Below are 23,484 nucleotides of genomic sequence, written 5' to 3'. Positions count from 1 at the left end.
AATAACTATCCTACAGAACCTTCTAATGAGATTTCTAATAATTTTTTCGCTTCAACGGCAAACTCCATTGGTAATTTGTCTAATACTTCGCGGCTAAATCCGTTTACGATTAATGCAATCGCTTTTTCAGTATCGATACCACGTTGATTACAATAGAACAATTGATCTTCACCAATTTTAGAAGTTGTTGCTTCGTGTTCTAATTGAGCCGATTTATTTTCGATTTCGATGTAAGGGAAAGTATGCGCACCACACTCGTTACCCATCAACAATGAATCACATTGAGAGAAGTTACGTGCTCCTTCAGCGTTTTTCATCACTTTCACCAAACCACGGTAAGAGTTTTGAGATTTACCAGCAGAAATACCTTTCGAAATAATTGTCGATTTCGTATTCTTACCGATGTGAATCATTTTTGTTCCTGTATCCGCTTGTTGATAATTATTTGTTACCGCAATTGAGTAAAACTCACCTACCGAATTATCTCCTTTTAAGATACAAGATGGATATTTCCATGTTACCGCAGAACCTGTTTCAACTTGCGTCCACGATACTTTTGCATTTTTCTCGCAAACTGCACGTTTTGTTACAAAGTTGAAAACTCCACCTTTTCCTTTATCATCACCAGGATACCAGTTTTGTACAGTAGAATATTTGATCTCAGCATCATCCATAATGATTAACTCAACCACAGCAGCGTGTAATTGGTTTTCATCACGCATTGGCGCTGTACAACCTTCTAAATACGAAACATAAGCACCTTCGTCCGCAATTAATAAAGTACGCTCAAACTGTCCTGTTCCTGCAGAGTTGATACGGAAATACGTTGATAATTCCATTGGACAACGAACACCTTTTGGAATATAACAGAATGATCCGTCCGAGAAAACTGCCGAGTTTAAAGCTGCATAAAAGTTATCTGTTGGCGGAACTACTTTACCAATGTATTTTTTCACCAATTCTGGATGTTCTTTAATTGCTTCCGAAATTGACATAAAAATAATTCCTTTTTCTGCTAATGTTTCGCGGAAAGTTGTTTTTACTGAAACTGAATCAAAAACCACATCAATCGCAACTCCAGACAAACGTTTTTGTTCATCTAAAGAAATTCCTAATTTCTCGAAAGTTTTTAATAATTCAGGATCAACTTCGTCTAAACTTGCTAATTCTTTCTTTGGTTTTGGAGCTGCATAATACTGAATAGCCTGAAAATCTGGCTTTTCGTAAGTTACGTTTGCCCATTCTGGTTCTTCCATTTTAACCCAAGCGCGGTAAGCTTCCAAACGCCATTCCGTCATCCACTCAGGCTCCTCTTTTTTGGCTGAAATAGCACGCACGATATCTTCATTCAATCCAACTGGGAATTCTTCATATTCCATTTCAGTCGTCCAACCAAACTCATATTGCTTTTGGCTAGCAAGATCTTCACGTAGATCGTCTTCTGTATATTTTGTGTTACTCATCTTATTATTTATAAAATGTATAGGTAAAATTAAACTGTAAAGGTTGCTGTTTATCAGCTTTATTTCCTAAAAATTTGAATTCTTTTAATCGTTGATTTTGATCTAAAATCACCTCAAATTGTGGTTGATTATTTTTCGAAATCTGATATTTATTTTGAGCAATTAATTTAATTTCTGACCAAGGTCCTTCTACCAAATTAATTTTTTCTGTTTTTTGCGCAACATCTGGTGTATATTCTTTTATTTTGAATGGCACCTGAAATGTCGAATTGCTATAACAAATCTTATTAATGTCTTGACCTAATGATTTTGTAATTCTACAATCGTGCATTAATCGATCTTCGAAACCAATTTTCTGCTCCATATAGGTTTTCTTCAACATCACATCTCCTTCTAACCAAATGATATCAAATAGTTTATTTCCGTTTTTGACATACATATTTTCTTGGTCATAAAAGAATTGATTTGTTTTTACTTCACTTCCTTTTCTTGCTATTGTTTCAGCAGAAATTACACCATCTTTGTACGTATAACTTACTTTAGTTGGTGTTGCAACCTCATCTGTCAATTCAAAATCAAGAAGATTTCCTGTCACATCATAATTTGCTTTGTACGCAACTTTTTTGTTTGATGCATTGGTAATGGTGATTGTTTTGATTTTTGATTCGTCTAAATCTAACGCTTTTATAAAAGGTTTTACATTAAACAAACCGAAAAATAGTTGTTCTGAATAAGCTTTATTCAATTTTTTTGAAGATTCGGTTGGTTGAAAAACCATCAAATCTTTTTCTACAATTGTATTTTGTCCAAAAGCAACAAAACCAATCAAAAACGTAACGAATAAAGCTATTTTTTTCATCTTAAACAGCAAAACTTTCTCCACAACCGCACGTGCGCGATGCATTTGGATTATTGAATACGAAACCTTTTCCATTCAATCCTCCCGAATATTCTAATGTCATTCCAACAAGGTATAAAAATGATTTTTTGTCAACCAAAATTCTTACGCCATTGTCGTCAAACAATTTGTCATCTGCACTTTGTTCTTTCGTAAACTCTAAATTATAGTTTAAACCTGAACATCCTCCACTCGTAACTCCTACACGAACAAAAGATTCTTCGATAGAAGTTCCTTCTTCTTGTAAAAGTGAAATTATTTTATTTTTTGCTGATTCTGAAACCTTAATCATTTGATTCTAATTTTATATTGCAAAGATACTTATTTAAAATGACTTCAAATAATGAACGATATAAATATTAACAATCGCTTAAGTTATATTATTTATCGCCAACTTACAATTTGATCAAATTACTTCAATCCCAATTTGTTTCGTGTACGTTTCAATACTTTTTGTGCAACATCTCTTGCCTTCAATGCTCCATTTTCTAAAAATGCATCCAAAGTCACTTTATCATTCATCAACTCATCAAATTTAGTACGCGCATCAGCATATTTCTCTAAAATTAATTCGTATAAAGCCTGTTTTGCATGACCATATCCGTAACCTCCATTCAAATAATTTTGACGCATTTCCTCTATTTGTTCTGGCGTTGCCAATAATTTGTATAAAGCAAAAACATTGTCTGTATCTGGATTTTTTGGATCTTCTAATGGCGTTGAATCCGTTTCAATCGACATTACTTGCTTGCGCAATTGTTTTTCTGGTAAGAAAATATTGATAAAATTATTTCTTGATTTAGACATTTTATTTCCATCAGTTCCAGGAATCAACATAATATTTTCGTCGATTGCTGCTTGCGGTAAAACAAAATTTTCTCCCATTTGGTGATTGAATTTTTCGGCAACACTACGTGTAATTTCCAAATGTTGCAATTGATCTTTACCAACTGGTACAACTTCTGCATCATACAATAAAATATCCGCAGCCATCAAAATTGGATACGTAAATAATCCAGCATTTACATCTGCTAAATAATCCGCTTTATCCTTGAAAGAATGCGCTAAAGTAAGACGTTGAAATGGAAAGAAGTTCAATAAATACCATGTTAATTCTGTTGTTTCAGTCACATCAGATTGACGGTAAAAAACTACTTTCGAAGGATCTAAACCTAATGCCAGCCAAGTTGCAGCCACTTCGTACGTATTTTGTTTTAACACTTCCGCATCTTTTATTTGCGTTAAAGCGTGTAAATCAGCAATAAAAATGAAAGAGTCATTTCCTTCTTTCTCCGTTAATTCGATTGCGGGAGAAATTGCTCCTAAAATATTTCCTAAGTGCGGAGTTCCAGTAGCTTGAACTCCTGTAAGTATTCTTGGCATTTGTTTAAAAATTTAAGGAGCAAAGATAAACTTAATCAACGAAATGCACCAATTGTAACGAGAAGTTTATTTGAATTAATTGACAAGAATGACGAAAAACATATGGATCAACTAAAAAATCTTCCCAATTTGTCGAAATGGCCAAGTGATTGTGCGACCTATTTTTCTAAAGAAAAGTGATTTCTTATGATAAACAACTTCACCTAAAAGAACATCTCCAGTTTCTGTTTTTATATTTTGACACACAGAAGGGTTTGTAAAAGTAAATTCTTTAATTCCAAAACTACCATATTCTAATGTATAAGAATCTTGGTTTTTCGGAACTTTTATTTTAAACTCACCATTTTCATTTGTATATACAATATTTTTCGAATTTTTAAGATTCACAGGAACATCAGATTCTGGAAAACCATTACCATCATTAATAATCCCTTGTACAATAATCGAATCATTCTCAGTTTGTGCTTTTGTAATAGTTGAAAAGCTCAAAAATCCAACTAAAGAAGAAAGTTGTAACCATCTTTTGGATTGATTAGAAATAGATTTTGAAGCTTCGTATGAATTAAACTGTTCTAAATTTCTAGTTTTAATTTTTACACAAGCGGCAGGATTATCATTCAGAAAAGTTTTTAATTCTTTGAATGAATAATGATCCAAATCGTGAACACATTTTGAACAAACATCACAAAACTTTTGTTGTGCGTTTGTATCAGCCATTTCGTTCCAATTCTGATTGCATTTTTTATCAATTTGTAGCTGCATAAAAATCTACTTTTCAATAAAATTAAACTTTTTTCGAAAATTTTTCAAACCTCAACCAACCTTTTTGCAAAAAGATGAATCTATAAAGAAAAAAGATTCATTAACCTTAAATTATATTGATATGAGTAACAAAGCTTTTTTAGACATTCTTTTCGAAAACCGAAACAAAGAATATGGTGCGTACCAACTAAGACAAGTTGCAAACCACGATTTGATGAAATCTCTTTTTGTTGGGATTGGTATTGTTGCATTAATTACTGGTGGAACTATTTATGCAAATAATAAAACAATGAATAATGAAATAACAAAAAAAGATGATGGTGTAATTGTTATTTTAGATAATGTGACTCCTCCTGATAAAAAAATAGAAGAAGTAACTCCTCCAAAAGAAGATCCACCGATGGAAGAAAAAACAATTCAATTGAAAACAGATCAGGCGAAACACATTATTCCGACTCCAACAGAAAGTCCGAAAATTGAAGAAACTATAAAATCTGTTGACGAACTGAAAAAAGTAGATTTAGGTCTTTTTAATAGAGATGGAGATCCTTCTAAAGGTCAAGTTGGCGGTGGTGAAGAAAGTCCTGAAGGAAATAAAATAGGTAAACAAAATACGGACATTCCAGAAGGACCAAAAACTCTAGAACTTAAAAAACCTGATGTTGCAATTACAGCGAAAAATGCTGCGGTAATGGCTATTTATCCGGGTTGTGAAAGCGAAAGCAAAAAAGGAAATGCTGCATTGACAAAATGTATGAGTGATAAAATCTCGAAAGAGTTGGGTGGAGAATTAAGTGATTTTGCCGAAACTGCTTCTCAGAAAAACCTAGGCACAGCCGTTGCTAAAATGCAATTTATTGTGAACAAAAATGGAGAAATATCGCAAGTAAAACCATTGAGCGGAAGTAATCAAGATTTAGGGAAAGAAGCTAAATCTGCGTTGGAGCGAATTAATAAACAAATTCTAAGAAAAGGTAAAAAAATAACGCCTGCAAAATTAGAAGATGGTTCTGATGCAAATTTAATTTTCTCAATTCCGGTTAGATTTCAAACAAACGAATAATTAATAATACTTTTCTTTCTGAAACCATTGCATTCATTTTTTTGAGTGTGATGGTTTCTATTGTTTAAGAAATTGAATATCTATTCAGAAAAAGTTCCTTTAAATGCATATTTGTCGTATAAAATTTAAGTTTTAAGTCAATCTTAACACAATAAAATTGTAACTTCGTCGCGAATTATGAATAAGAATATTGTTTACGGATTGATTGGTTTCGGTTATTTTTTGATCGGAATTTTTACTTGGAAATATCAGTTTTTCATCATCAAATTAGATGAAACAAAAGCGATGTTATTGGGTATTTTATTTATTGTTTATGGCGCTTTTCGTGTTTATCGCGGTATAAAATCTTATAAAAATGATCAAGAAAATTAGTTTACTTTCACTTTCGGCCTTTCTTATTTTTTCTACTTTTAGTTGTAAAGACAAGGAAAAACCAACAAAAGCAGAACAAAAAACTGCTGTAAAGCGCGCTTTGCACGAATATGGAGATTTGCCAATGACGGTAGATCCAAGTTTTAAAAATTTAGCGCAGTCGTTGGCAGATATGTACATGGTTGATTATCCAGATGTGAAAATTACGATTAACGAAGAAATTGAAGAAAAAGCAATCAAAGATTTTTACGAAGGTAAAATCCCTCTGTTAATGGTAAGTAAACCGCTTACAAAAGCACAACAACAACATTTATTCAACAAAACAACAACCAAATATATTTCGTCTGTAATTGCTTTGGACGCTACAGTTTTTATTACTTCTGTTGATAATCCAATCAATTCTATTACGGTAAATAATATTAAGGACAATTTATACAAAAAAGATCCGAAAATAACGTTTGTTTACGATCATCCAAACTCAGCGAATTTCAATACAATAAATGATAAACTAAAATTATCTGTAGAAAATGGAGCGAAAGTAACAGCGATGGGTGATGCTGAAAAAGTGATTGACTTTGTGCAAAAAGATAAAACTGCAATCGGAATTATTGGATTAAATATTTTGAGTGACAAAGGAAATCCAAAAGTTGAAGAATATCTTAAAAAGGTAAAAATATTATCAATTGCAGATGATAAAGGAAATTTAGCATTGCCAACTATTCCGAATTTGAAATATGGTGTTTATCCTTTTTATCGTCAAATTTATATTTTGAAAAATGAAGTTGGTTTCGGAATTGGAGCTGGTTTCACAAGGTTTGCAGGTTCGCAACGTGGACAAAAAATTGTAACACGCGAAAGTCTTCAACCTTATTATATTTATAAACGTGAAGTTCAAATTAATAATCTAGAACAACCCTTACAATAAAAACAGAAAACCTTCCGAAATGGAAGGTTTTTTTTGGTTATTTTCTATTATCTATCTCTTTTCTTAATTCTATTATATGTTTGAAATTAGACAGATTTTCTTCATTCAAACTATACCATTCAATCCAATCTATACGCATTGTTGTGTCATATTCTCCTAACAAAGCATCAAGTAAAATATAAATTGTATTTTGCATTTGTCCACTACCATCAAAATTCTTGATGTATAAATCTATTCCATATAAACCTTCATTTATAGACGATTTATAATACAAATCATCATAAGATATTTCATAATCATTGTAACGAATTCCTAAATTATCATTACCAATTCTTTGGCGAAAAGCAATAATATTCCAATTTTTGAATTTCGGAGATTGTTTAACTAGTTTTTCAACTGATACAAAACTCTCTTTTAAACCATCAGCCGAAATCGTAAATTCTCTTTTCCCATTTTCTAATATTGGACTTGAATTAAAAGCTAAATTTGAATCAACCTTTACTAATTCATTTCTAATCTTATCATACAATTCTAATTGTAATTCTTTGCTATCTATATTATCATAAATGTATTTTTCATTTTTTTTAAACCAATTCCAAAAATTAGTTTCTGGACTTGACTTACAAAAACTAAAAGATGAACAACCAACAATAAATAGGACTAAAAGTAAAATTTTATTCATTATTCATAATATTAATCAAATCTTGCTCCCCAAGGGTTTTGCAAATCGAAACCTAAACTAAATAACATTCCGTTCTTGCGACCATCAACTTGATAATCTGATAAACCAATATCGTAGGAAATTCCAGCTTTTAAAGAACCAACTTTAAACTTTAGGATTGGTGAAACAAACAACGGATTGCTATTTTTAGAATCCATTCCTTGCTTGTACCCTACTCCAATATCAACGCCTTGATTATTGTCTCCAAAACCAATATGCGACATCAAGTTTATATCCAAATGACGCTCCGAATTCGAGTTCAAATTATACACCAAAGAAGGTTCTAACGCAATTCCTTCGGAAACGTTCCATTTATATCCAACATTGAAATAATACCACGTTGGCAAAGGCTCTACATTGTTCACATAATACACATTTTGGCTTAACGGAATATCCAAAACCGACACTCCAGCGGAGAAACCAGCATATTTGAAAGATAATCCCAAATTCGCAAAATATGTAGAATATTTATCTTCTTGTAAAGCAGGGTCATTCGGATCTTCTGCGATAATTTTTGAATAATCAAAACGTTGCGAAACATTAGAAGCACCAACACCGAAAGAGAAAACATTGATTTCGTCTCCATCATAACTTCTATCATCAATAGGAATGTGATATGCTGCATTAATTCCGAAACCAGTCATTTTAACTGCCCCATTTCTATCGTTGAAAAATTGCATTCCCAACGCCAAACGATCTACAATAATTCCGTGAGCACTTACCGTTTGTGTACTTGGACTTTCAGGTAAATCGTCCCACTGATTGCGATGCGTTCCTGTTATAGAAATCACATTCGGGTCTTGTCCTGCGTACGATGGATTGATTAACATTTTATCGCTCACCAAATAATGATTGTAAAACGGTAACCCTTGTTGTGCTTCTATTTTCGAAAGTGAAAATAGTGTTAATATGAATAGTGTTATTTTTTTCATAAATATTTTTCAATCAATTAATTGATTTTTCGTTTAACTAATATACTACCAGAATATAAAACTTGCAAATCATCTGATTGCTTCGAGAATTCTAACAAATACCAATATGTCCCATCTGCAACAGGTTTACCATTTAGCGTTCCGTCCCATTTTATAATATCTGTTCCTTCTTGTGTCAATATCTGTTTTCCGTAACGGTCAAAAATAATCAATTTGTACGAATTTGATGTATCGGTAACTTTACCATCTTTTGTCATTGGTTGCCAAATATCATTAAAACCATCATTATTTGGTGTTACAACATTTGGTAAAGCAAGGTAAATAACATTTTTACGCTCCGAAACTCCACAATTATTCAATCTTACTCTTACTGTAAAATTATTATTTTTGATATTATCTGGAATAATTAATTCATTCTTTGTTTGCCAATCTACAATTACTTTTCCATCAGAATCAAACAACGCATATTCTAACTTTCCATTTCCTTTTGCAGAAACAATTATACTTTTTTCGTTGATTGTAATTTTATCAATTGTAGGCAATACTGAAAGAGAAACAACTAACGTTTTAACAATAGAACAACCCGATAATTTATCTTCAATTGTAATTTTATAATTACCTGCATCAAGCTCAAAAATATATGTTCCTAAAATTCTAGTTCCATCTTCTTTTTCTACCTCATAATAATACTTATCGTAATCTGTTTGAGTTGTAAAATCTAAATTGTACAAGTCTCCTGAACAAACTTCTCCAGTTGGTGAAACTGTTATTGTTGGCAAAGTATTTATTTTGTAATAAAACTTAATCGTTGCAATACCACAATAATTTGGATCATTAAAAACAACCTCAACAAAATCGTTATTAGACGTAAATTTTGCATAAATTTCGTCAACAGAAGATTGCGTAACTAAAGTTGGATAGTTTAATTTGATATAATCTAAAACAGATTGAATTTGATTTTTTGCAGTAGTAGGATTATCTTCACAATAAATGATTTCATGATCTTGTGTATGCATTTCTACAGCAAGAACATCAACAATTAAATCTTGTTTTTCATTGATAATAATTTCTTTTTCAACAAAACACGAATTGTCTAATTTATTTTTAAAACGAACTTTAATCGTTGCTTTTCCACCTACAAAAATTAATGGCGTTGAATTATTATGCAAAATTTCGGAGTCATAATCTATGATAGAATTTGCTCCAAACAAATTACTTAATACTTGATCGTCTATTGTAATTTTATCATCACAATCTGCCGTTAATTCTTGTGTAGTATCTGTTACATTTGGTTTCGTAATCACTTGTAATTTTAGCGACATTTCTTCTGAAAAACAGTTTTCTCCGTTTATTTTGACTTTAAATCGAATTGTTTTAGATTGATTATCAGAAAGCGTTTCATCTGAAATTCCATTAAACGTAATATCCGTTCTACCAAGTTTTGATTTTAAATAAGTTTCGATTTTGACAATCGTAAAAGTATATCCCAAACCAACTTCTGAACAAGTAGAATTAAGTGTTGGAATATTATCAATCTTGTCGAAATTAGATTCGTCTAAATTAAATGTTAATTCTACAACTGTATCACAAATTGTATTTCCATTATCAGCTGCCAAAGCTTTTACAATGATTTTTCCATTTTTAGTTGTTTTGATATATGTAAATAAATCTGTAATTTCAACTAAACTATCTTCTTGATAATACTTTAGGTTATAGTTGTTACCATTTTGAATTCTATCAATTGTATTATCTACATGGATTTGTGTAAAATCTGCTAAACAAATATCTTTTATTTCTGCTGGAAGAATATTTGCTTTTGAGGTTTGTTTGATTATTAATGTGCCTTTCTCACCCAAACATCCCGTTCTATAATGAACTGCTTGATATGTTAAGTTTAATTGACCTGAAATTATATCTATTTCATTATTCTCATAAACTTCTGTTCCATCAGATAAATAAAATTTTAAATCGTAATCTTCATCATTAATAACCTGAGTTTTAATTCTTAAATCAAATTTATTAATAGTGAATTTAGAATTGCATGTTGTAATTATTTCTGGTGTATATAAATTATAATGTTTGACATCTCGAATATCGATTTGAAAATCATCTGTACTCTCACATAAATCAGTCCCTATATAAGTGATAGAAACATTCATTCTCACAAGATCATCACTAAAGTTTATTGTTTGACCATCAGAATATCTTACACCTCCATATTCAACATAATTAATTCTAAAATTATTCACATCTGTATAATCCGTCACGTGTTTCTCGATAATATCTTTATAATTAACAACATAATTTTTCCCACAAACTTCATACGTATAATCCGTAAAATAGAAATTATATCCTGCTTTAAAATTAATAGTAACTGTGTATCTATAAATCTCTACATTTCTATTATCATAGACTTTGGCTATATAAGTATGCCCTAATCCTATAGAAGAATTAATATCAGTTGTAATTTCATCTGTAGAAGTAACTGAATTAAATATTTTTATTTTATTTACATCAACTATTTGTGAATGATCTACTGAAATTTGTGATTTGACTTTATCTTTAACTTCTGAAATGGTATAAACTTCACTAAAACATTTACCTGACAATTCTGTATTTCCACTAATTGGCTCTGGTTCACATACAATTGCTGTACCTCCCGGAGTAACAAAACTAATTTTTGCATTAGAATCACGACTTACAAATCCTATTACAATATATTGTCCAGCAACTACATCGATTGGTTTTAATTCACCATCAGCATCATTTCCTCTAATATTATCATAATATTCACATTCATCAGTTTCAGAACTAAACAATCCTCTATCATTACTTTTATCACTAAAAGAACTTCTTACAGAATTATAACGTGTTTTATTATTAAAGAAAAAATTATTCAATTCATTTTCTGATAAAATCCAAACTTGAAAATTAACAGGATTGATTGCTGTAAAATTATATTTAAACTCAAAACTACCTCCTGAAACTACTTTATAATAATTTATACTTTTGTATTTATCATTTTCATCATTTCTACACGAAACGCCATTACTATTATCTTTTATGGCTGTTTTAAATTCAATATTCTGATAAGCTGTAGATAAACTTAAGTTAGAATTGTTTGTACATAGATTATTAAATTCACTTATCTGCCCCCAAACAATCCCACTAATCATCAACAATAAAAAGTAAAATATCTTTTTCATACGTCTTTCGTCAACTATTTTTAGAATAACGCAATTTACTTTAGAATATTCTATCAACCATAATGTTTCTAATTTTCGTGAGATAAACTATCTTTGCAACCTGAAAATTTGATTAAGATGTCTTTAGAACAAGAAATAAATAAAAGAAAAACCTTTGGAATTATCGCCCATCCCGATGCTGGTAAAACAACTTTAACAGAGAAGTTATTACTTTTTGGAGGCGCAATTCAAGAAGCTGGAGCTGTAAAAAGTAACAAAATTAAAAAAGGAGCAACTTCCGATTTTATGGAAATTGAACGCCAACGTGGTATTTCGGTTGCTACTTCAGTTTTAGCATTCGAATATAAAGGAAAAAAGATTAATATCTTAGATACGCCTGGTCACAAGGATTTCGCCGAAGACACTTTCCGTACACTAACTGCCGTAGATTCTGCGATTGTGGTAATCGACGTTGCAAAAGGGGTTGAGGAACAAACAATCAAATTGGTAGAAGTTTGTCGTATGCGCAAAATTCCGATGTTGGTTTTCATTAACAAAATGGACCGCGAAGGAAAAGATGCGTTTGATTTAATGGACGAAGTAGAACAAAAACTAGACTTACAAGTAACACCTCTTTCTTGGCCAATTGGTATTGGAGCAACTTTCAAAGGAATTTATAATATTTGGGAGAAAAACATCAATATTTTTTCTGGAGATAATAAACAAAAAATTTCTGAAACAACGAAAGTTGAGGATTTATCAAGTCCAGATTTAGACACATTAATTGGAACAACTTACGCCGAAAATCTTCGTAATGAGATTGATTTAATTGATGGAGTTTATCCAGAATTTGACATGCAAGAATATATGGACGGAAATTTACAACCTGTATTTTTTGGTTCTGCTCTTAATAATTTTGGTGTTCGCGAATTGTTAGACGCTTTCGTTGATATTGCACCAACTCCACAATCTAAAGAAACAGATTTGAGAATTGTCGAACCTTATGAAAATAAATTTTCTGGCTTCGTGTTCAAAATTCACGCGAATATGGATCCGAAACACCGCGACCGTTTAGCCTTTATCAAAATCGTTTCTGGTAAATTTGAACGTAATACCAACTATTTCCACGTTCGCCAAGGTAAAAACATGAAATTCGCTGCGCCAAATGCTTTCTTTGCTGATAAAAAAGAAGTGGTTGACGAATCGTTTGCGGGTGATATCGTTGGTTTACACGATACAGGAAACTTTAGAATTGGTGATACGTTGACAGAAGGTGAAAAATTTTCTTTCAAAGGAATTCCTGCTTTCTCGCCAGAACATTTCCGTTACATCAACAATGCTGATCCAATGAAAGCAAAACAATTGGAAAAAGGAATTGATCAATTAATGGACGAAGGTGTTGCGCAGTTATTTACATTAGAAATGAATAATCGTAAAGTTATCGGAACCGTTGGTGCACTGCAATATGAGGTTATCCAATATCGTTTAGAGCACGAATATGGTGCAAAAGCAACGTACGAACCTTTCTCTGTTCACAAAGCGTGTTGGGTAGAAGTTGAAGATGAAAAATCAGAAGAATTCTTAGAATTCAAACGTGTTAAACAACGTTATTTAGCAAGAGATAAATTCAATCAATTGGTATTTTTAGCAGATTCTGCTTTTACAATTCAAATGACGCAAGATAAATTTCCTTCAGTGAAATTACATTTTGTAAGTGAGTTTTAAATTTTGGTCAGATAATTGAATTAACCAACTGAAATATTTTTTAGAAAAAATCTAAATGAAAAAGATCATATTAAGTTTAACATTGATTTCAGCGTTTGCAGTAAATTCAAAAGCACAAGATTTGAAATCAATTTTTGGAACATTAAAAAAAGAAGTCGAAAAAGTAAACACTCAAACGACAACACAAAATAATTCAACAGTAAAAGTTGATTCAATAAAAGTTGTAAATGGTTCAACAGAATCTAAAACAATTTCTGCAGAATCCTTAACAAAGTTAAATGGTTTATCTAACGCAACTGTTGCCTCTGGATTGAAAGAAGCTTTGTCATTAGGATTAACGGACGGAATAAAATCATTGGGTCAAAAGAATGGTTTTTATAATAATTCAGTTGCAAAAATCTTGATGCCAGAAGAATTACAAAATGTAGAAAAAACTTTGCGTTCTTTAGGAATGGGAAGTTTGGCGGATAAAGGAATCAAATTATTGAATTCTGCTGCTGAAGATGCTGTTTCTGAAGCTGCTCCTATTTTCGTAAACGCTGTGACATCAATGACAATTACAGATGCGAAAGATATTTTATTAGGAGGAAATAATTCGGCTACCAATTATTTAAAACTAAAAACAACATCTGATTTAACAAAGGCTTTTCAACCAAAAGTGGAAGCGTCTTTAGGTAAAGTTAGTGCGGATAAAGTTTGGAATAATTTGATTACAAAATACAATACGTTAACTGGAAACCAAATTGATCCAAATCTGAATGCTTATGTAACACAACAAACAATAAATGGTGTGTTTAACATGGTTGCAGAAAAAGAAGAAGGAATTCGTGGGAATAAAGCTTTGCGTACAACATCGTTGTTACAACAGGTTTTTGGAGCACAAGATAGTAAGAAGTAAATTTGTTTTGAGATAAATTTCAAGATGACTTTCAATAAAAAAATCCGCTCAAAAGAGCGGATTTTCTATTTGTAATAAAATATATCATTTCCTATTAAGCTTCACAAGAAGAACAAGAAACTAAGTTTGCAACTAATTCCTTAGAAACTGATTGTGAACGCTGATAGTACAATGTTTTTACACCTAATTGCCAAGCTTCGATCATCAAACGGTTAACTTCTTTCACAGGTAAATCTGGTGGAATATTTAGGTTTAATGACTGCGATTGATCTACATATTTTTGACGAATCGCTGCTTGTTGAACAATTTCTAATTGAGAAATTTCTTTGAATGTTTTGAACACATCTTTTTCCTCTTTTGTCAATTGTTCTAAATGTTGCACAGAGCCACCATTCAACATGATTTCGCGCCAAATATCTTCGTTATCGATTCCTTTTTCTTGTAATAATTTAGTCAAATATTTATTCTTACGCATAAAGTTTCCTTTCGATAAACCTGCTTTGTAATAATTTGAAGCAAACGGCTCAATTCCTGGAGAAGTTTGTCCTAAAATCGCAGAAGAAGACGTAGTTGGTGCAATTGCACAAGTTGTTGTATTACGACGTCCGTAGCCTTTTAAAACCTCTGGTTCACCATAAATACGAGCTAATTCTTCCGAAGCTTTATCTGCTTTAGATTGAATATGCTTGAAAATTTCTGTTGTACGTAATTTCGCTTCCATCCCTTCGAAAGGTATCATGTTGCGTTGTAAATAAGAGTGCCATCCTAATACTCCTAAACCTAATGCGCGGTGACGTTTTGCAAAACGATTAGCTGATGCTAAATAATGATTTCCTTCTGTTTTTTCGATGAATTCTTGTAAAACTGCATCTAAGAAGAAAATTGCTAAACGTACAGCTTCTGTATCTTTCCATTCGTCGTATAACTCCAAATTCATAGAAGATAAACAACAAATAAATGATTCATCAGCAGATGAAGGCAACATAATTTCTGAACAAAGATTAGAAGCGTTGATTGACATTCCTAAATCTTTGTAAACCTGTGGTTTATTTTTATTTACGTTATCTGTAAAGAATAAATATGGTAATCCTTTTTCTTGACGTGATTCTAAAACTTTCGCCCAAATTTGACGTTTATCCGCATCTCCATCAATCATTTCTTGCATCCAATAATCTGGTACACAAACACCATAAAATAAATTCTGAATTGAACTTCCTATCGATTTAATTTTCAAGAATTCTTCGATATCATCATGGTCAATATCCAAATAAGCCGCAAAAGCTCCACGACGTGTAGAACCTTGAGAAACCACATTCATCGCAGAATTGAACAATTCCATAAACGAAACAGCTCCACTACTTTTTCCGTTATCTGTAATCGCCGCTCCACGCTCACGCAATTCACCAAAATAACCAGAAGTACCACCACCGATTTTAGTTTGCATAATAACTTCTCCTAATTTATGCGTAATTCCTTCAATACTATCTGGAATATGAACATTGAAACAAGAAATTGGTAAACCACGCTCTGTTCCCATATTTGCCCAAATTGGAGATGATAAACTCATCCAACCTCTTTCTATCATTTCTTTGAAAGATTCTTGCAATTCTGGTTTGTATAAACGTTTTGCAGCCGCAGCTGTGATACGATCTATAGCTCCTTCAACTGTTTCCCCTTTCAATAAATAACCTCTATTCAAAATTTGTTCAGATTCAGAGTTTTTCCACCATAATTTTGGTGCTTCACCGTCAAAAAATATATTTTGAATGTCGTCGTGTGGTATTGGATTGTCCATAGCTTTAGAATTTATAATGATGTGATATTGTTAAATAATTTTATTTATAGTTGTGTTTTTGATAAAAAGTTTCGGCGGTTTAAAATAAATCGTCTGCCGAAATACTTTTGTCATGTTTAGTATAATCTACTGGTCTTTTTGCGAAAAAATCGTCTAAACTACTCGCAAAAACTTCTTCCTCAAACCAAGCCATCGGTTTATACTGTTCTTGGGAAATATGAAATATTTTTTTGTATCCAATTTTAGCAATTGCTTCATCAATACGGTATTTCATATAGTTTAATAAATCTGCTTTTGAGTAATAACCAAATTCTCCTTTCTCGAAAATCCAATCTAACATCATTTCTTCTTGGTCAATATAACCACGAACAGCAGTTTCTACCCAATTTTGATCTAATTCCTCTGGTAATAAACCTTCTTCACGAATTTTATTAATCAAATAAATCCCAGCATTTGCGTGAATTTGCTCATCTGTAGATGTCCAAGCAATGATGTTTGCTGTATTTTTCATTAAACCATCAAAACGTGTAAATGCCAAAATATTTGCAAATTTCGAGAATAACGAACTATCTTCGATTACCAATGCAAAGAACAATAATTTCTCTACAATTGATTTGTTCTCGTCACGCATAATTTCTCCAACAAACGTATTATAACTTTTGAAAATTGGATTTTGTAAGGCTACATTAAACTCATCTAAATAACCATTTACCTCCAAAATACGCGAATACGCTTCACTATGTCTAAACTCACATTCTGCAAAAGTAGCACCTAATCCATTCAATTCTGGCTTTGGAAAATAATGATACAAATCTCCCCAGAATCCTTTTACCGTTACCTCTACTTGCGCAATTGATAAAATAGAACGTTTGTGAATTTCGCGTTTCGCATCATCTAAATTGGCATGATAGTCTTGGATATCTGAAGTAAAATCTACTTCTCCGTGTACCCAATATGCTTTTTGGATTGCTTCTGTAAAGGTTAAAATTTCAGGATATTCAAATGGTTTATAATTTACCCTTTTATCAAAAATAGACATAGTTTTTTGGACTTTTTAGATTAATAAACTTTGGTAAAAACGAATTCTTTCATCAAAATAAATGAAGTTGGTTCTTTTATTTTATTTAGAAATTTGAACCTCAATAGGGTTACATTTTCGTTTCAATTACTCATCGATTCTTTCAAAATTAAGATAAGATTTTACAATTAAAAATTTTGTAATCTTAAAAATTAAAAAGGTTATCAACAAGTTGTTAATTATTTGATTATTAATTAATTATTTTTGAATTTTTATTCGTTATAATTTAATAATTTTTATCAAAATAACAACTATAACTTGGATTAATTTTCTATAATTTAACAAAAAAAATAGGCAAGCCTTGTTGTAGACTTGCCTAAAGAATATGATTAAATTCTAAATTTTATCTTGCAATATTTACTGCACGTGTTTCACGAATTACAGTTACACGAACTTGACCTGGATAAGTCATTTCGTTTTGAATTTTATCCGAAATTAAGAACGATAATTCAGCTGCTTTTGTGTCATCAACTTTATCACTTTCTACAATCACACGCAACTCACGACCAGCTTGAATCGCGTATGCTTTTTCTACACCATCAAAGTTAAGAGCCGTAGCTTCTAAATCTTTCAGACGTTGCATATACGATTCCACAACTTGACGACGAGCCCCTGGACGAGCACCAGAAATTGCATCGGCAACTTGTATAAGTGGCGAAATTAAAGAAGTCATCTCTATTTCATCGTGGTGAGCTCCAATTGCATTAATTACGTCTGGATGTTCTCCATATTTCTCTGCCCATTGCATCCCCAAAATTGCGTGAGGCAATTCAGATTCTTGCTCCGGAACTTTACCAATATCGTGTAATAAACCTGCACGTTTCGCTAACTTAGGATTTAACCCTAATTCTGCAGCCAAGGTTCCTGCCAAATTTGCCACCTCGCGAGAGTGTTGTAACAGGTTTTGACCATAAGAAGAACGATATTTCATTCGTCCAACAATACGAACCAAATCTTTGTGTAAACCGTGAATTCCCAAATCTAAAATTGTTTTCTTACCAACTTCGATAATTTCATCCTCAATTTGTTTTGTTGTTTTTGCCACAACTTCCTCAATACGTGCTGGGTGAATACGCCCATCCGTTACTAAACGGTGCAAAGATAAACGAGCAATTTCACGACGAACAGGATCAAAACATGAAAGAATAATCGCTTCTGGCGTATCATCAACAATCACTTCAACTCCTGTAGCAGCTTCTATTGCACGAATATTACGTCCTTCACGACCAATGATACGTCCTTTGATTTCATCAGATTCAATGTTAAACACAGAAACTGCATTCTCTATCGCTTGCTCTGTTCCGATTCGTTGAATAGAAGAAATCACAATTTTACGCGCTTCATTTTTCGCATCCAATTCAGCCTCTTCCATAATTTCTTGGATATGAGCTTGTGCTTTCGTTCTTGCTTCGTCTTTCAAGACTTCAATCAATTCAGCACGTGCTTCATCAGCAGAATAGTTTGAAATTTTCTCAAGGATTTCTACTTGTTTTTTGTGCATCGTATCCACTTCTTTTTGCTTAATGTTAAGCTTCTCTGTACGTGCTTGTATATTTCCTTTCTCAGATTTAATCTGATCTTTTTGTTTCTGAATTTCTGCTAAGTCCGTTTTGATTCTCTCTTCACGTTCTTTTACTTTAAGCTCAGCATCAGCTACTTTTCTTTCACGTTGATTAACAACTTCTTCGTGTTTAGATTTTAATTCTAAAAATTTTTCTTTGGCTTGAAAAATTTTCTCTTTTTTAATGGCTTCACCATCTTTCTCAGCATCATTAATCAAATTTTGTGCTTTGCGAGTTGCTTCGTCAATCAGTTCTTGATTCTGTTTATCAACTGATTTTTTTGATAAGAAATATCCCACCGCTGCACCTATGATTAATGTAACAATTGCAATAATTATTGTCATAATTGGGTCCATAGATTATGTAATGTTTATATATAAAAAAACCTACATTAGTAAAGTATGTTTTGAGTTAACTCCTGTAAACAGGATTTGAGTTAGTCCGTCAGTCAAGTATCCGCTGTCAAATAAATGAACCTAAAAGGTTGCGGCCCGCTTTCCGAACGGTGTTCACTCGGTAACAAAACTAGTGTTGAGTTAACCAAAATAGCTAGAACTAATGTAGGAATATTGTTTAGTGGACAGTTTCACAACTGTCAGAACTTCTCTTATTTTGCGATTGACTGATCAATCAATTCTAATAACTTCGAAATGCGCTCTGTTGTCATTTCTTCGTTATCTTTCACTTGCTTTTTCAGCTTTGCTTCACGTAAAGCTAACTGAATTGTCACCATTGCAAGCGCGTCTTGTTTGTCAGAAACAGCGTACTTTTGTTCAAATTGTTTCAAAATACCATTTATTTCTTCTGCACAAGAAAGTAACATTTCTTCCTCGTCAGAATTAATCGTCATTGGGTAATGACGTGAAGCAATTTTTATCTCAATTCGTTGAGTTGACATTCTTTTATTAATTATTAGTTTTAATTTGAGCGATGCACGTATCGACTTCTTTTATTAATTTGTTCATTCTTTGCTTCATCATTTGTTTGTACTCCTGATTTCCGCTCATTGCATTAACGACTTTTAATCGTTTTACTTCCTCATTTAAATTTAAGTTATTCGCTTGCGAATCTCTCAATTTATTTTTCAATCGGGCATTTTCTTCTTTTAGAGAATTGATTTCATTTTGCAATTTTTCCAATTCTTGTATCGAGTTTTCAGCGCCCTTCAATATATCTTTATAATTCCCAAGTTGGCCTAAAACACTTAAAACTTTGTTTTCAAGTTCATTAAATTTTACCATTTTTTCCATCTCCTGAGAATTTCAATTATTCTAGCTTCTATTGCAAAAATAGTATTTTTTTACTTCTAATCAATACAATAACCTAAATATTATCAGTTTTTTCTTATTCATTTGACAAATAGAGATTTACTTACATTTTTTGTTTCGTTTCTCTATTCTTCACTACTTTCACAACATACTTGATACTAAAAAACAAAACCAATACCGAAAGAATAGTTGGCAGAAATTGACAGAAAATAATCAAAATTGATTTGAAATAATACATTCCATCTTTCCAACTTTGTTTTAACTCATATCCTAAGTTGATTTCTCTATAAGCTTTCAAATCAGTTTGTGGTAAAATATTCGTTACAACTCGTGGTTCTTCTGATAATTGATACGCAATAGTCGCATAAGAAGTAGCATCATTTATCAACGCTTTATTCACTTTATTTTCGATTTGTTTCGAGATTTTCATTGCTTTATTGTTTTCATTTTTCAACTCATTTTCATATTTCTCAAAGGTCATTTCTTCATTATTAATCAAAATATGATCGATAATAATTCCTTTATCCACTGCAAATTTGACATGCTCACGCAATTTATTTGACGGAACTTTCAATTCAATCAAATAAGAACGTTGAATTTTGTCTATTTTCTTAACGCTTTCTTCAGATAATTCAACTATATCCAAAGTTTCTTTGAAAAGTCTTTATTTTAGTGGGTTGTTTACTCATTTTATAGCATTTGGTACAACATAAGTACAACATTTGAGAAATAATGTTTTTAGTGTTTGTTTAGCTTTGATTTTAAACCATCAAAAATGAAACTTTAACATTTGATCAAGGCTTAAAAATGGGATATTCGAGCATATAAACCGACTTTATTCATTTGAGCTTGTCGATTCATTAACTGATATTCGGCTAATTTGGAACAATAATAGTCTCTTGATGCTTTGGCATATCCATTTTGAAGCAACAATTCATTCAAACATTCGCCTGATTCCAGGATGACATAACCTAATTACCTATGATAAAAATCGTAGGCATTTTTTATTTCTGTAAGTATGGTTACTCTATCTCCAACACTCAAAACGTTAGTTAGGTAATTTCTTGCGTCTCATCCTAACTCGATCAACAAACTAGCAGGAAGATGCGTTTTTTCTTCATCTATTTTTAATTTTCTATTCTTTCGGATTTCTGGTGCATCTATTCCGTATAATCGAATTTCTTTTTCTTCTTTCGAAAAAGCGTGTTTAACCACCAAAGTATCTGCATCTTTGATTTCCAATACATTATAAAATGCTTCCAGGTAACAAGGTTCTTTAGCACTGTATTTCATTGTATTGCAATTAGTTACATATTGTCTATACAAATTTAATTATTCAACTTTGTAATAGTATTATTCTCAAATGTTTAACTAATAAATTTAAAGTTATGGCAAGACAAAAAGGACTAATGAAGTACATCGGAACCATTGGAGATGTACGTCATTTTAAAATTAAAGGACAACCTGGCTTTTATGCCGGTATGGTTGGTGGTCCAACTGCTCAGCAGGTGAAATCTGCACCTGAGTTTGAACGTACTCGTGAAAATATGAATGAGTTTGGTGGTTGTGCAAGAACTGGAAAATCGTTGCGTACCGCTCTTTCTCAAGTCATGAGTAAAATGGCAGATAGTCAAGTTACAGGTCGATTAACTTCAGTTATGAAGAAAATCAACTTAGAAGATGGTACAGAAGCCAGAGGTTATCGTAAAGTTGAAGTTTCTACTCAACGCCAATATTTAATTGGTTTTGAGTTTGATAAAAAGCTTTCGATTAATGGTGTTTTTAATGCGCCTTATGATGTGGAACACAACGTTGATAGAAACGAAGCGGAATTTATTGTTGCAGCATTTAATCCTGCTGAATTGATTTCTGCTCCTGCTGGTACTACACACTTTCGTTTAATTAATGCCTTGGCTGTTTTATCGGATTTCTCGTTCAATCCTACAACTGGAAATTATGAGCCTGACGATGCTATTAATAACGAATTAAATGTTGTTGAATACTCGGCTTATATCCCGTTAAATGTTCCGTATGCCGGAAGTACGATTTCGGCAGCTTTACCAGGTGCGCCAACTTTGGCAAACAATGTTACGGTTGTGCAATGTATCGGTATTGAATTTTTTCAAGAAGTCAACGGAAATTATTATCCTTTCGCCTCTGGAAACTGCTTGAAAATCGAAGATGCTTTTTAAGCTGTTGGTTGGTTAAAGAGTCTTTTCGATTTGAAAAGGCTCTTTTTTGTTTCACCTTAATTGAATAAATAATGCATGTAAAAATTGTGCGTGTGGCTCAAGGGAAGCAAAGTACGTTGAGCCATTTATATATTGATGGAATCTTTCAATGTTATTTTTTAGAAGATAAAATACGAGCCGATAAGATACCGAAGCAAACTGCAATACCTACGGGTGATTTTAAATTGATTGTCAATTCTTGGGGCGGTATGAATACCAAGTATAAAAATCTAATGGGTAAAGTTCACGAAGGTATGATTGAAATTGATCAGCTTCCGAATTTTGATTATGTATATATCCATATCGGAAATACGTATTTACAAACTGCAGGATGTCCGTTGACTGGGTTTGGTTTTGAATTGATCAATGGTGATTATCAAGTTACCCATAGTCGTAAAGCTTATGATATGGTATATCCTAAACTTTTGAAGATTGCCAAAAGCAAAGAAAATCAAATTCGAATCGAGAATAATTTTCAATTCTAAAATCAGAAGTTATGGAAAATGAATTGGTTTTAAATGTCCTTTTCGGTTCAGTTTCAAGTTTATTATTGGCAGTGGTTGCCTACTTTATTAAGCAATTACACGCTGATTTTAAAAAAATGGAAAAGGATATTACAGAAGTAAAAACGATGGCTTTATTAATCAAAACTGAATTTAAAAACAGTTATGATTTACTCAGTCAGCGTGTAGAATATTTAGAATCAAGAATTACAACTCTTGAAATGTTGAATCTTAAAAATAAACGTGATGAAAAAGGATAGTTTAAATTTAGTTGAGCGTGTAACCAATGAAACACCAAAATGGTTTAAAATCGTTCGTAATGTTGGATTAGCTTTAACTGCGATTAGCGGTACTATCTTAGCTGCTCCTGTTGTTCTTCCAGCTACTGTCATTACAGTTGCAGGATATTTGGCTTTAGGTGGTGCAATCGCCAGTGCTGTTGCTCAAACTGCTGTAAAGATTGATGAAGCAGATAATGATCCAAATAAAAAATAGTCTTATAAGACCTTGATAGGACTTTCAGGACTTTTTGAAATCTCATCTTAATAGGTGAGATTTTTTTATGCGTGATAACTGCACCCAATTATCTATAGAGGTGGAATATGTACGCTTTATGTCCTAATCTAAGTTGGAATATTGTCGAAAAAGATGAATCAAAATTATAAAATCGAGGAAGTGGTTTTGGTTCAAATTCAAAATTATCTTCAAAAGAAAAAAGAG

25 protein-coding genes are annotated in these 23,484 nt (G+C 32.0%); 9 read left to right on the top strand and 16 right to left on the bottom strand.

Going from position 1 to position 23,484, the window contains the following annotated elements; all coding sequences use genetic code 11:
- Positions 1-5: 5 nt before the first annotated feature.
- The 5 genes from sufB to N5E64_RS11375 form a co-directional block, all read right to left on the bottom strand.
- Positions 6-1,463, bottom strand: a complete 1,458-nt coding sequence (sufB, locus tag N5E64_RS11395) for a Fe-S cluster assembly protein SufB (protein ID WP_114999857.1) — start codon at positions 1,461-1,463, stop codon at positions 6-8.
- 4 nt (positions 1,464-1,467) lie between these two features.
- Positions 1,468-2,322: a hypothetical protein gene (locus N5E64_RS11390; RefSeq protein ID WP_280037655.1), complete on the bottom strand. Its 855-nt coding sequence runs from the start codon at positions 2,320-2,322 to the stop codon at positions 1,468-1,470.
- 1 nt (position 2,323) lies between these two features.
- Positions 2,324-2,653 carry an iron-sulfur cluster assembly accessory protein gene (locus N5E64_RS11385; RefSeq protein ID WP_180906272.1) on the bottom strand — a complete coding sequence of 110 codons (330 nt, stop codon included), beginning with the start codon at positions 2,651-2,653 and terminating at the stop codon, positions 2,324-2,326.
- Positions 2,654-2,772: 119 nt separating this feature from the next.
- A complete protein-coding gene (gene trpS, locus N5E64_RS11380) occupies positions 2,773-3,744 on the bottom strand; it encodes a tryptophan--tRNA ligase (RefSeq protein WP_114999852.1) in 972 nt (323 codons plus the stop codon).
- Positions 3,745-3,855: 111 nt separating this feature from the next.
- Positions 3,856-4,506 carry a hypothetical protein gene (locus N5E64_RS11375; RefSeq protein WP_280037653.1) on the bottom strand — a complete coding sequence of 217 codons (651 nt, stop codon included), beginning with the start codon at positions 4,504-4,506 and terminating at the stop codon, positions 3,856-3,858.
- Between the two features lie 121 nt (positions 4,507-4,627).
- Here N5E64_RS11375 and N5E64_RS11370 point away from each other — a divergent pair, with 121 nt between their 5' ends.
- From N5E64_RS11370 to N5E64_RS11360, 3 genes are all read left to right on the top strand, one after another.
- Positions 4,628-5,569: a hypothetical protein gene (locus N5E64_RS11370; RefSeq protein WP_280037652.1), complete on the top strand. Its 942-nt coding sequence runs from the start codon at positions 4,628-4,630 to the stop codon at positions 5,567-5,569.
- A gap of 177 nt (positions 5,570-5,746) precedes the next feature.
- Positions 5,747-5,941: a hypothetical protein gene (locus N5E64_RS11365; protein WP_038333573.1), complete on the top strand. Its 195-nt coding sequence runs from the start codon at positions 5,747-5,749 to the stop codon at positions 5,939-5,941.
- Positions 5,925-6,866 (top strand): PstS family phosphate ABC transporter substrate-binding protein, encoded by a 942-nt coding sequence (locus tag N5E64_RS11360; protein WP_280037651.1) that lies wholly within the window; start codon positions 5,925-5,927, stop codon positions 6,864-6,866. The genes N5E64_RS11365 and N5E64_RS11360 overlap by 17 nt, the downstream gene beginning before the upstream one ends.
- 37 nt (positions 6,867-6,903) lie before the next feature.
- On the opposite strand, the gene N5E64_RS11355 is transcribed toward N5E64_RS11360, so the two are convergent.
- Genes N5E64_RS11355 through N5E64_RS11345 form a run of 3 tightly spaced genes read right to left on the bottom strand, consistent with a single transcriptional unit; the run spans position 6,904 to position 11,725 of the window.
- Positions 6,904-7,548 carry a hypothetical protein gene (locus N5E64_RS11355; protein WP_280037650.1) on the bottom strand — a complete coding sequence of 215 codons (645 nt, stop codon included), beginning with the start codon at positions 7,546-7,548 and terminating at the stop codon, positions 6,904-6,906.
- Between the two features lie 11 nt (positions 7,549-7,559).
- Entirely contained in the window at positions 7,560-8,519 is a 960-nt protein-coding gene (locus tag N5E64_RS11350) for a PorP/SprF family type IX secretion system membrane protein (RefSeq protein WP_221854572.1), read from the bottom strand.
- Between the two features lie 17 nt (positions 8,520-8,536).
- Entirely contained in the window at positions 8,537-11,725 is a 3,189-nt protein-coding gene (locus N5E64_RS11345) for a T9SS type B sorting domain-containing protein (protein WP_125349061.1), read from the bottom strand.
- A 117-nt stretch (positions 11,726-11,842) separates the two neighbouring features.
- Between N5E64_RS11345 and N5E64_RS11340 the strand changes: the two genes are divergently transcribed.
- Together N5E64_RS11340 and N5E64_RS11335 are read left to right on the top strand one after the other, a co-directional pair.
- A complete protein-coding gene (locus N5E64_RS11340; RefSeq protein WP_038333563.1) occupies positions 11,843-13,429 on the top strand; it encodes a peptide chain release factor 3 in 1,587 nt (528 codons plus the stop codon).
- A gap of 55 nt (positions 13,430-13,484) precedes the next feature.
- Complete coding sequence (locus N5E64_RS11335) at positions 13,485-14,327, top strand: DUF4197 domain-containing protein (RefSeq protein WP_280037648.1); 843 nt, start codon at positions 13,485-13,487, stop codon at positions 14,325-14,327.
- 94 nt (positions 14,328-14,421) lie between these two features.
- Here N5E64_RS11335 and N5E64_RS11330 read toward each other — a convergent pair whose 3' ends face one another.
- From N5E64_RS11330 to N5E64_RS11300, 8 genes are all read right to left on the bottom strand, one after another.
- Positions 14,422-16,122 (bottom strand): ribonucleoside-diphosphate reductase subunit alpha, encoded by a 1,701-nt coding sequence (locus N5E64_RS11330; protein WP_115001235.1) that lies wholly within the window; start codon positions 16,120-16,122, stop codon positions 14,422-14,424.
- A gap of 79 nt (positions 16,123-16,201) precedes the next feature.
- A complete protein-coding gene (locus N5E64_RS11325; RefSeq protein ID WP_038335662.1) occupies positions 16,202-17,161 on the bottom strand; it encodes a ribonucleotide-diphosphate reductase subunit beta in 960 nt (319 codons plus the stop codon).
- A 382-nt stretch (positions 17,162-17,543) separates the two neighbouring features.
- Positions 17,544-19,106, bottom strand: coding sequence for a ribonuclease Y (rny, locus tag N5E64_RS11320; RefSeq protein WP_371875740.1), 1,563 nt, complete (start codon positions 19,104-19,106; stop codon positions 17,544-17,546).
- A 263-nt stretch (positions 19,107-19,369) separates the two neighbouring features.
- A complete protein-coding gene (locus tag N5E64_RS11315; RefSeq protein WP_038335658.1) occupies positions 19,370-19,660 on the bottom strand; it encodes a cell division protein ZapA in 291 nt (96 codons plus the stop codon).
- 7 nt (positions 19,661-19,667) lie between these two features.
- The gene (locus N5E64_RS11310; protein ID WP_019975371.1) at positions 19,668-20,012 is read right to left on the bottom strand and encodes a hypothetical protein; all 345 of its coding nucleotides are present in this window, start codon (positions 20,010-20,012) and stop codon (positions 19,668-19,670) included.
- 121 nt (positions 20,013-20,133) lie between these two features.
- Complete coding sequence (locus N5E64_RS11305) at positions 20,134-20,676, bottom strand: hypothetical protein (protein ID WP_280037646.1); 543 nt, start codon at positions 20,674-20,676, stop codon at positions 20,134-20,136.
- A gap of 155 nt (positions 20,677-20,831) precedes the next feature.
- Positions 20,832-20,993, bottom strand: coding sequence for a hypothetical protein (locus tag N5E64_RS15790; RefSeq protein WP_407933296.1), 162 nt, complete (start codon positions 20,991-20,993; stop codon positions 20,832-20,834).
- 108 nt (positions 20,994-21,101) lie between these two features.
- Entirely contained in the window at positions 21,102-21,323 is a 222-nt protein-coding gene (locus N5E64_RS11300) for a hypothetical protein (protein WP_280037645.1), read from the bottom strand.
- Between the two features lie 95 nt (positions 21,324-21,418).
- Here N5E64_RS11300 and N5E64_RS11295 point away from each other — a divergent pair, with 95 nt between their 5' ends.
- The 4 genes from N5E64_RS11295 (at position 21,419) to N5E64_RS11280 (ending at position 23,259) form a co-directional block, all read left to right on the top strand.
- A complete protein-coding gene (locus N5E64_RS11295) occupies positions 21,419-22,222 on the top strand; it encodes a hypothetical protein (RefSeq protein WP_188319663.1) in 804 nt (267 codons plus the stop codon).
- 92 nt (positions 22,223-22,314) lie between these two features.
- On the top strand, positions 22,315-22,746 hold the full coding sequence (locus N5E64_RS11290; protein WP_280037638.1) for a DUF5675 family protein: 432 nt from the start codon (positions 22,315-22,317) through the stop codon (positions 22,744-22,746).
- A gap of 11 nt (positions 22,747-22,757) precedes the next feature.
- Positions 22,758-23,024 (top strand): hypothetical protein, encoded by a 267-nt coding sequence (locus N5E64_RS11285; protein ID WP_038335652.1) that lies wholly within the window; start codon positions 22,758-22,760, stop codon positions 23,022-23,024.
- Positions 23,011-23,259 (top strand): hypothetical protein, encoded by a 249-nt coding sequence (locus N5E64_RS11280; RefSeq protein WP_038335651.1) that lies wholly within the window; start codon positions 23,011-23,013, stop codon positions 23,257-23,259. The genes N5E64_RS11285 and N5E64_RS11280 overlap by 14 nt, the downstream gene beginning before the upstream one ends.
- Positions 23,260-23,484 lie beyond the last annotated feature (225 nt).

Origin of the sequence: Empedobacter sp. GD03739 (genome assembly GCF_029843245.1) — a bacterium.
GTDB lineage: Bacteria > Bacteroidota > Bacteroidia > Flavobacteriales > Weeksellaceae > Empedobacter > Empedobacter falsenii_B.
Note: the sequence above shows the minus strand (reverse complement) of the source record. Positions and strands in the feature narration are given on the sequence as shown.

What these genes read in the sequence shown, in the direction of transcription:
- N5E64_RS11355 (WP_280037650.1), bottom strand. Translation starts at nt 7,548, where the DNA reads ATGAATAAAATTTTACTTTTAGTCCTATTTATTGTTGGTTGTTCATCT.
- N5E64_RS11345 (WP_125349061.1), bottom strand. Translation starts at nt 11,725, where the DNA reads ATGAAAAAGATATTTTACTTTTTATTGTTGATGATTAGTGGGATTGTT.
- N5E64_RS11390 (WP_280037655.1), bottom strand. Translation starts at nt 2,322, where the DNA reads ATGAAAAAAATAGCTTTATTCGTTACGTTTTTGATTGGTTTTGTTGCT.
- N5E64_RS11350 (WP_221854572.1), bottom strand. Translation starts at nt 8,519, where the DNA reads ATGAAAAAAATAACACTATTCATATTAACACTATTTTCACTTTCGAAA.
- N5E64_RS11280 (WP_038335651.1), top strand. Translation starts at nt 23,011, where the DNA reads ATGAAAAAGGATAGTTTAAATTTAGTTGAGCGTGTAACCAATGAAACA.
- N5E64_RS11310 (WP_019975371.1), bottom strand. Translation starts at nt 20,012, where the DNA reads ATGGAAAAAATGGTAAAATTTAATGAACTTGAAAACAAAGTTTTAAGT.
- sufB (WP_114999857.1), bottom strand. Translation starts at nt 1,463, where the DNA reads ATGAGTAACACAAAATATACAGAAGACGATCTACGTGAAGATCTTGCT.
- N5E64_RS11330 (WP_115001235.1), bottom strand. Translation starts at nt 16,122, where the DNA reads ATGGACAATCCAATACCACACGACGACATTCAAAATATATTTTTTGAC.
- N5E64_RS11335 (WP_280037648.1), top strand. Translation starts at nt 13,485, where the DNA reads ATGAAAAAGATCATATTAAGTTTAACATTGATTTCAGCGTTTGCAGTA.
- N5E64_RS11385 (WP_180906272.1), bottom strand. Translation starts at nt 2,653, where the DNA reads ATGATTAAGGTTTCAGAATCAGCAAAAAATAAAATAATTTCACTTTTA.
- N5E64_RS11325 (WP_038335662.1), bottom strand. Translation starts at nt 17,161, where the DNA reads ATGTCTATTTTTGATAAAAGGGTAAATTATAAACCATTTGAATATCCT.
- rny (WP_371875740.1), bottom strand. Translation starts at nt 19,106, where the DNA reads ATGACAATAATTATTGCAATTGTTACATTAATCATAGGTGCAGCGGTG.
- N5E64_RS11295 (WP_188319663.1), top strand. Translation starts at nt 21,419, where the DNA reads ATGGCAAGACAAAAAGGACTAATGAAGTACATCGGAACCATTGGAGAT.
- N5E64_RS11360 (WP_280037651.1), top strand. Translation starts at nt 5,925, where the DNA reads ATGATCAAGAAAATTAGTTTACTTTCACTTTCGGCCTTTCTTATTTTT.
- N5E64_RS11340 (WP_038333563.1), top strand. Translation starts at nt 11,843, where the DNA reads ATGTCTTTAGAACAAGAAATAAATAAAAGAAAAACCTTTGGAATTATC.
- N5E64_RS11315 (WP_038335658.1), bottom strand. Translation starts at nt 19,660, where the DNA reads ATGTCAACTCAACGAATTGAGATAAAAATTGCTTCACGTCATTACCCA.
- N5E64_RS11370 (WP_280037652.1), top strand. Translation starts at nt 4,628, where the DNA reads ATGAGTAACAAAGCTTTTTTAGACATTCTTTTCGAAAACCGAAACAAA.
- N5E64_RS11285 (WP_038335652.1), top strand. Translation starts at nt 22,758, where the DNA reads ATGGAAAATGAATTGGTTTTAAATGTCCTTTTCGGTTCAGTTTCAAGT.
- N5E64_RS11375 (WP_280037653.1), bottom strand. Translation starts at nt 4,506, where the DNA reads ATGCAGCTACAAATTGATAAAAAATGCAATCAGAATTGGAACGAAATG.
- trpS (WP_114999852.1), bottom strand. Translation starts at nt 3,744, where the DNA reads ATGCCAAGAATACTTACAGGAGTTCAAGCTACTGGAACTCCGCACTTA.
- N5E64_RS11365 (WP_038333573.1), top strand. Translation starts at nt 5,747, where the DNA reads ATGAATAAGAATATTGTTTACGGATTGATTGGTTTCGGTTATTTTTTG.
- N5E64_RS11300 (WP_280037645.1), bottom strand. Translation starts at nt 21,323, where the DNA reads ATGAAATACAGTGCTAAAGAACCTTGTTACCTGGAAGCATTTTATAAT.